This is a genomic window from Corallococcus llansteffanensis (assembly GCF_003612055.1).
In the GTDB taxonomy this organism is placed as follows: domain Bacteria; phylum Myxococcota; class Myxococcia; order Myxococcales; family Myxococcaceae; genus Corallococcus; species Corallococcus llansteffanensis.
The window spans coordinates 1-7,051 of the sequence record NZ_RAWB01000521.1 but is presented as its reverse complement, the minus strand read 5'-3'; the positions used below and the strand labels follow the sequence as shown (position 1 = coordinate 7,051).

Here is a 7,051-nt window from a genome sequence, read left to right as displayed (position 1 = left end):
CGAGCCTTATCGTCGGCAGCGTCAGATGTGTATAAGGGACAGGGGGGCGGTGGAGGGCTGGAAGCCGATGCCGTGGAAGGTGTTCCTGCGGCTCACCGGCCTGGGCTTCGTGGGCAACACGCTGTACCAGCTGTGCTTCATCGAGGGCCTCTCGCGGACGACCGCGGCCAACAGCGGGATGCTCACCGCGGTGAGCCCGCTGGTGACGGCGGCCCTGGGCGCGGCGCTCGGCATCGAGCGGCTCCGCCGTCCGGTCATCGCCGGACTGTCCCTGGCGGTGGTGGGGATGCTGCTGGTGGTGGGCGCGCGAGGCCCCAACCTGGGCGCGGCGACCTGGGTGGGGGACGCTCTGATTGTCGGCAGCTCCGTGTGCTGGTCCATCTACACGGTGGGGACGCGCACCGTCGGTGCGGACGTGTCCGCGCTGCGCATCACCGCCATCACCATGCTGACCGGGGCACCGGGTGTGGTGCTGGCCGGCGCCTCGCAGGTCATCACGATGGACGCGTCGCGCGTGAGCACGTCGGGCTGGCTCGCGCTCGTGTACTCGGCGCTGGTGCCGCTGGTGCTCGCCTACTTCGTCTGGTTCCGCAGCGTGCAGCGGGTGGGCACCAACCGGACGACGGTCTACGGCACCGGCATCCCGGTGGTCGCGGCGCTCACCGCCTGGGCCGTGCGCGGCGAGCGCCCCACCCTGCTCCAGACGCTCGGCGCGGCCCTCATCCTCACGGGCGTGCTGCTCAGCCGCCGCAAGGAAGCGGCGGTCGACAAGGCCTGAGCCTCCCGCCTTAAGCCCTTCCCACGGACCTCACGGGCGTGCTGCTCACAGTCGCCGACAGGAAGTGGCGGTCAACAAGGCGTGAGCCCTACACCCTTCCCACAGACCTCACGGGCGTGCTGCTCGGTCGCCGCAAGGAAGTGGCGGTCGACAAGGCGTGAGCCTTCCGCCCCACGTCCTTCCCGCCGAGGACGCGCGGGGGCCTGAGCTCCCAACCCGGGCGAGCGGTGCGCTCAACCGCGAGGCCCGCGCTCCAGCGTCAGCCCGTACTCGTCCATCTTCCGGTCGAGCGTGGGCCGGCTGATGCCCAGCAGCTCCGCCGCGCGGACCTTCTTCCACCCTGACTCGCGCAGCGCCTCCGCGATAGCATCGCGCTCCAGCCGGGCCACCTGCGCCTGCAGCGTGCGCGGCCCCTGCCCCACCGCGCCCTCGCGGACCTCGGGAGGAAGCTGCGGGATGCCCACGTGGCCCGCCGCGTACACGCGACCCAGCCGCTCCGCCACCAGCTCCAGTTCGCGCACGTTCTGGGGCCACGGGTACTCCGCCAGCAGCCGCCGCGCCTCCGGCCCGAGCACCGGCGCCTCCCGTCCGCTCTGCCGTGCCGCGCGCAGCGCGAAGTACTCGAGCAGCACCGGCACATCCCCCCGTCGCTCGCGCAGCGGCGGCACTTCCACCTCGAAGCCCGCGAGTCCCCGCGCCAGCGCCGCGTCGAACTCACCGCGCGAAGCAAGCCGCGACACCGGAGCGGAGCTGGTGGCCACCACCCGCACGTCCACGGGCTCCTCGCCACCCTGCCGCGCCGGAGCCGCGCGCCGGGCAAGCATCCGCGCCAGCCGCTCCGCCGCAGCGCGAGGCAGCGCCTCCACGTGGCGCAGCAGCAGGGTCCCCGCATCCGCGCGCAGCACCGCGGACGTCACCGGAGGCTGTCCGGCCGCCCCGGCCCGGCCGAAGAGCGCCACCTCCACCGCCTCCAGCGGCTGACGGCACTCCACCGTCACCCACGGCCCCAACGCGCGTGGCGAGCGCCCATGGAGGAAGCGCCCCAGCAGCGCCTTCCCCGTGCCCGGCTCTCCGTGCAGCACGACGGGAGCGGCGCTGCCTGCGGCCCGCCGAGCCTCTTCCACCAGCCCCCGAAACGCCCGCGACGTCCCCAGCGGCGTCACCCACGGCATCTCCGCGGCCTCCGCCTCACCGCGAGACCGCACCGCCGTGTACGCCTCGCCCCCCAGCCGCCCCAGCGACGCGAGCAGCTGCCCCTCGCCCTCGGTGAAGGGGGACTCCTCGCGCTCCACGTACAGCACGCCAAAGGGCATGCCGCCCGAGGCCACCAGGGGCGCGCACAGCGCCGTGTCCGCGCGCCCCAGTTCCTTGCGCTCCAGCGCGGCCTGCACCAGCGCGCGAGGCACCTCCACGGACGCGGCACCCGACACCGCCGCGGTGCGCAGCCCCTCCGGCCCGCTCAGCAGCGCCGCGGTGCGATCCGCGTTGAGCGCATGCGCGGTCTCCTCCGCCAGCCGCCGCAGCACCATCGCCTCGCTGGTGGCCCCCAGCAGCGCCGTCCCCGCCGAGTACATCGCCGCGGCCGCGCCCACGTGCGGCAGCACCTCCTCGATGGGCACGTGCCCCGTCTCTGGCGCCTGCATGCCGGAGGGCTCGTCGACGATGGACACCGGCGGCGGCTCGAAGACCGCGATGGTGGCGCCCACGCGCATCCGGTCGCCGGGCCGCAGCACCGCCTCTTCCTGGAGGGCCAGCCGCTGCCCGTTGAGGAGGGTGCCATTGGTGGAGCCCAGGTCGCGCAGCCGCACCTGTCCCGCGAGCGTGTCCAGGAAGAGCTGCGCGTGGCGGCGCGACACCTGGTCGTCTTCCAACGGGATGTCGCACGACGGACTGCGCCCGAGGGTCAGTTGGGTGACGACCTCGTACCGGCGCCCCGCGGACGGGCCCGTGAGCAGCAGGAGTGCCGGCATGCGGTGCGGGAGCCTAGCAGCGCCCCTCGGGGCGCCAGCAAGGACCGGAGCCTACATGGGGCGTTCGGCGGTGAGCAGGGACCGCAGCTCGGATTCGTTGAGCGGACGGCCCTCCCGCGCGATGGCCAGGGCGTTGATCTGCTTCTCCTCCACCTCCACGTGGGCCCCCTTGCGCCACTCGGTGGTGTGCACCGCGCCATCCACCAGCCGGCCCACCACGGAGCCCTCGTCCCGCGTCACCACCTCCAGCCACAGGTTCTCCACCACCGCCTCGCCCTCCGGGTGCGTCTCGAAGGGGGCGCGCACCAGGAACGTCAGGGGCTCCATCAGCCCCTTGCGCTGGAAGCGCGCCAGGAACGCGGGCAAGAGCGCCTGCGCCTCCTCGTGCATGGCCTTCGTCTGCTCCTCCGGCTCCTTGGTGAAGCGCTCCCGGTAGGTCGCCAGGAGCTCCGCCGTGTTGTGCCGGCCCAGCGGCGACACCACGGTGAGGAACAGCCCCTCGTGGCCCTCGAAGGCGTCCAGCGGCACGCCCAGCAGGTTGGCCCGGGCCTCCTCGGAGGGCACCATCGTGAAGCTCTGGCCCTCGCTGGTGGACACCTCCGAGCGCAGCGCCGGCCCCTGCGCGAACGCCAGGTCCGTGCACAGCTCGTGGAGGAAGCTCTCCGCGGCCAGCAGGTCGCCCTCGCCCAGGTGGAAGATCTCCACGTCGCGCGCGCCGAACTTCTCCATCCCGTGCGAGTGCACCCACAGGGGCGTGTCCCCCTCCGCCAGCTCGATGGCGTGCAGGTGCACGTGGTCGCGGATGTCGAAGTCCAGCTCGGTGATCTCCACCACGTCCTCGGGCTCGTGCAGCTTGAACGCCGTCACGTCCACGAGCACGCCGGGCACCTGCTCCATCAGCGTGCGCACGGTCCACAGCGCCTCGAAGACGGGCAGCGTGGGCTGCGCGCCGCCGGGCTCCAGCAGGAACGCGTAGCAGGCCTGGGCCTTCTCCACGCGCGCGAAGGCCTCCGGACTGCCGCTGAACAGCTCCGGGTTGACGCGCGGGCGGCCCTCGTCCTCCGGCTTGAGCACCACGCGAACCTCCGAACCGTCCGCGCGCACGGTGAAGCCCTGCCCGTCCTCGTGCGGCACGAACTCCACCTCGTCGGTGGCGAACGCGGCGCGCAGCGCCTCCAGGGGCGGCGGGCCGGTCCGCTCGGTGGCCAGGACGTAGACCTCCTTCACAGGTGCTTCTCGATCTGTCGGAAGAGGTCCACGCGGTCCACCAGGTCGGTGAGGTAGTCCAGCTTGTCCGTCCCCAGCACCAGCACCGGCGACAGCGAGTAGCCCTCGAACCACTCCTCGTACAGCGAGTTGAGGCGCTTGAGGTACGCGGTCGGGATGTCCTTCTCCATGGCCCGCCCCCGCAGGCGGATGCGCTCACGCAGCGTCGCCACCGGGCAGCGCAGGTAGATCATCAGGTCCGGCGGCGTGAGCGACTGGGAGATGGTCTGGTACAGCTCCCAGTACGTGCCCCAGTCGCGCTTGTCGATGAGCCGCTGTCGGTGGAGGTTCTTGGCGAAGATTTCCGCGTCCTCGTACAGCGTCCGGTCCTGCAGCACCGTGCCTGACGTGCGCTCCAGCTCCCGGTGTAGGCGGAACTTGTGCGTCAGGAAGAAGAGCTGGGAGCGGAACGCCCACGTCTTCATGTCCTTGTAGAAGTCCGCGAGATAGGGGTTCTGGTCATTGGGCTCGAAGGACGGCGTGAGGCCGTACTTCCGGCACAGGAAGGACGTAAGCTCCGTCTTTCCGGCCCCGATGTTGCCCGCGATGGCGATGAACTTTTTCCTGGCCACGCCACCCTTGCTTGTAACCCCGGCGAGCGGCACACACCAGAAACAATGGTGACGGAAGCCATGGTAGATAAACTGCATGCCCCCGCCCCGTCCCGCACGTCCAGGTGCTCGCGCCGCGTCTGGTCATGCGTCGCCCGGCTGCCCGTCCGGTGAGCGGCACCCCCGGGGACCCGTCGCTTCAAGAGGCGCCCGGTAGGAGGAACCCCGACGCATGTTGCGCAAGCTCTGGTGCATCTTCGTGGCCGTGGTGTGGTCGGCCATCATGTTCTTCGTCTCCATCACGGCCATGATCGTGACGTTCAACCCGGCACGCTCGGTGTGGGTGGCCCGGAAGCTCTGGTCCCCGGTCCTGCTGTGGGCTGGCGGCGCGCGCCTGGAGGTCTTCGGCGGGGAGAACGTGGACCCCAAGCGCGCCACCATCTACGTGGCCAACCACCAGTCCACCCTCGACATCCCGGCCCACTTCATCTCCGTGCCGGCGGACTTCCGCTACGTGGCCAAGAGCCAGCTGCGCTTCGTGCCCTTCATCGGCTGGTACCTCTGGCTGGCGGGCCACATCTTCGTCAACCGCAGCGACCGCGCCTCCGCCATCGGTTCCCTGGAGCGCGCCGCGAAGAAGGTCCGCGAGGGCACCAGCATCTTCCTGTACCCGGAGGGCACCCGCTCCGAGGACGGCCGCGTGCTGCCCTTCAAGAAGGGCCCGTTCGCGCTCGCGCTCAAAGCCCGCGTGCCCATCTGCCCCGTCACCATCGAGGGCACCAGCACGGTGATGCCCAAGAACTCGTGGAACATCACCCCGGGGCCGGTGCGCGTGAAGATTGGCCGCCCCATCGACACCACGGCGTTCGCGGAGAATGACCGCGAGGGTCTTGCCCGGGCCGTGCGCGCGCAGATCATCGCCGACAACCTCTTCCTGGGAGGCAAGGGCGGCGACACCGAGGACGCCATCGCCCCGCAGGGCCGGGAGGGCGTCGGTCAGCGCGCCTCCGCCCCCACCTCGAAAGCCTCCTGAGCGAGCCCTCCGTGCCCCTGATGCCCACGAACCGCCCCCGCTGGACCCGCGCCGCCCTGTTGGGACTGGGCCTTCTTGCCACCGGCTGTGGCCACGGCAAGACGGCAGGAAGCGCCGCGCTGACGCCCCAGGCACAGGCGCGCGCGTACCTGGACGAAAACCAGCCGGAGAAGGCGGTGCCGCTGCTGCGAGAGCTGCACGCGCGCACCCCGGACGACGTGGACGTGGCGAGGGCCCTCACCGAGGCCCAGGTGAAGGCGGGCCATGCGGACGCCTGGGCGGAGGAGCTGCGCCAGGCCATCGCCCGGAACGAGCGCGCCATGGACCAGTACATGCTGGGCCTGACGCTCTTCTCGCGGGCAAAGGACGCGGGCCAGCCCACGGTGGCCGCCTTCGAGCGCGCCATCGCCCTGTCCCCCACCACCGCCGAGTTCCACTACCGCCTGGGCGTCGCGCGCCTGGAGTCGGAGCAGTACGCCGCCGCGCTGGGCCCGCTGCGCAGGGCCGTGGAGCTGGCCCCGGAGCGCGCGGGCTGGAAGCTGCCACTCGCCAAGGCGCTGGCCCGCACCGGCAACACCGCGGGCGCCGTGGAGGCCCTGGGCACCGTCGTGCGCGCCCGGCCCACGCCCGGGGAGGTCACCACCGCGCGAGCGCTGATGAACCAGATCGCGGACCCCTTCCAGGGCTTCCCCAAGGCGGCGGAGGCGAAGCTCGAGGAGGGCATGCGCTTCCTGCACGAACAGGACGCGCCCCAGCACGCCCTCATCGCCTTCGAGGAGATCCTCCACGACTACCCGGACCTGGCCGTGGTGCACGCCCTCCTGGGGCTGGCCTACCAGCGCCTGGACGACGCCGGCCGCGCGGTGGACGAGTTCAAGCAGGCCATCGAACGTGCCCCGCAGGACGGCAAGAACCAGCTCTACCTGGGGGAGCTGTACCTGTCGCGCCAGCGTCCGGACGCGGCCCGCGCCGCCTTCGAGAAGGCCGTGGTGCTCAACCCCCTGCTGGAGCTCGCGTGGTTCCGCCTGGGCGACCTGCGCCTGGAGCAGCGGGACATGGCCGCGGCGAAGGACGCCTTCCAGGTGGCGGTGACGCTGCAACCGGACTCGGTGCCCGCGCGCGGCAAGCTGGCGCTCGTCTACCAGCTGGAGGGCGACTACCCGGCCGCCCAGCGGGAGCTGAAGTACGTGGCGGAGAAGAACCCGGAGAACACCGAGTTCGCCCTGCGCCTGGGCCTGCTCTACACCGACGAGTCCCAGAAGGCGCGCACCCCCCAGGACCGTCAGAAGGCCACGGCCGAGGCGGAGCACTGGCTGGGCAAGGTGCTGGAGACCCAGCCCGACAACGCGGTGGCGAGCCGCGCCCTCCAGCTGCTGAAGGGCCAGTAGCCACCGGCGCACCGCGCCCTCTACACTCCGCTTCCGATGAGCGACGCGCGCAAACCCGCCCCCCC

6 protein-coding genes are annotated in these 7,051 nt (G+C 71.8%); 3 read left to right on the top strand and 3 right to left on the bottom strand.

What is annotated here, in order from left to right; genetic code table 11:
• Positions 1–778, top strand: a 778-nt coding sequence (locus D7V93_RS47875; protein WP_147451480.1) for a DMT family transporter, incomplete at its 5' end; no start/stop codon positions are given.
• A gap of 233 nt (positions 779–1,011) precedes the next feature.
• On the opposite strand, the gene D7V93_RS33880 is transcribed toward D7V93_RS47875, so the two are convergent.
• Genes D7V93_RS33880 through D7V93_RS33870 form a run of 3 tightly spaced genes read right to left on the bottom strand, consistent with a single transcriptional unit; the run spans position 1,012 to position 4,586 of the window.
• A complete protein-coding gene (locus D7V93_RS33880) occupies positions 1,012–2,748 on the bottom strand; it encodes an FHA domain-containing protein (RefSeq protein WP_120647318.1) in 1,737 nt (578 codons plus the stop codon).
• Positions 2,749–2,799: 51 nt separating this feature from the next.
• Positions 2,800–3,975, bottom strand: coding sequence for a DUF2314 domain-containing protein (locus tag D7V93_RS33875; RefSeq protein ID WP_120647317.1), 1,176 nt, complete (start codon positions 3,973–3,975; stop codon positions 2,800–2,802).
• Entirely contained in the window at positions 3,972–4,586 is a 615-nt protein-coding gene (locus D7V93_RS33870; RefSeq protein WP_120647316.1) for a deoxynucleoside kinase, read from the bottom strand. The genes D7V93_RS33875 and D7V93_RS33870 overlap by 4 nt, the downstream gene beginning before the upstream one ends.
• A gap of 214 nt (positions 4,587–4,800) precedes the next feature.
• On the opposite strand from D7V93_RS33870, the gene D7V93_RS33865 reads away from it, so the two are divergent.
• A complete protein-coding gene (locus D7V93_RS33865) occupies positions 4,801–5,598 on the top strand; it encodes a lysophospholipid acyltransferase family protein (protein WP_120647319.1) in 798 nt (265 codons plus the stop codon).
• Positions 5,599–5,618: 20 nt separating this feature from the next.
• Positions 5,619–6,986: a tetratricopeptide repeat protein gene (locus tag D7V93_RS33860; protein WP_120647315.1), complete on the top strand. Its 1,368-nt coding sequence runs from the start codon at positions 5,619–5,621 to the stop codon at positions 6,984–6,986.
• The last annotated feature ends 65 nt before the right edge of the window (positions 6,987–7,051 follow it).

Coding starts and splice junctions, on each gene's coding strand:
- D7V93_RS33880 (WP_120647318.1), bottom strand. CDS start 2,748: ATGCCGGCACTCCTGCTGCTCACGGGCCCGTCCGCGGGGCGCCGGTAC.
- D7V93_RS33860 (WP_120647315.1), top strand. CDS start 5,619: ATGCCCACGAACCGCCCCCGCTGGACCCGCGCCGCCCTGTTGGGACTG.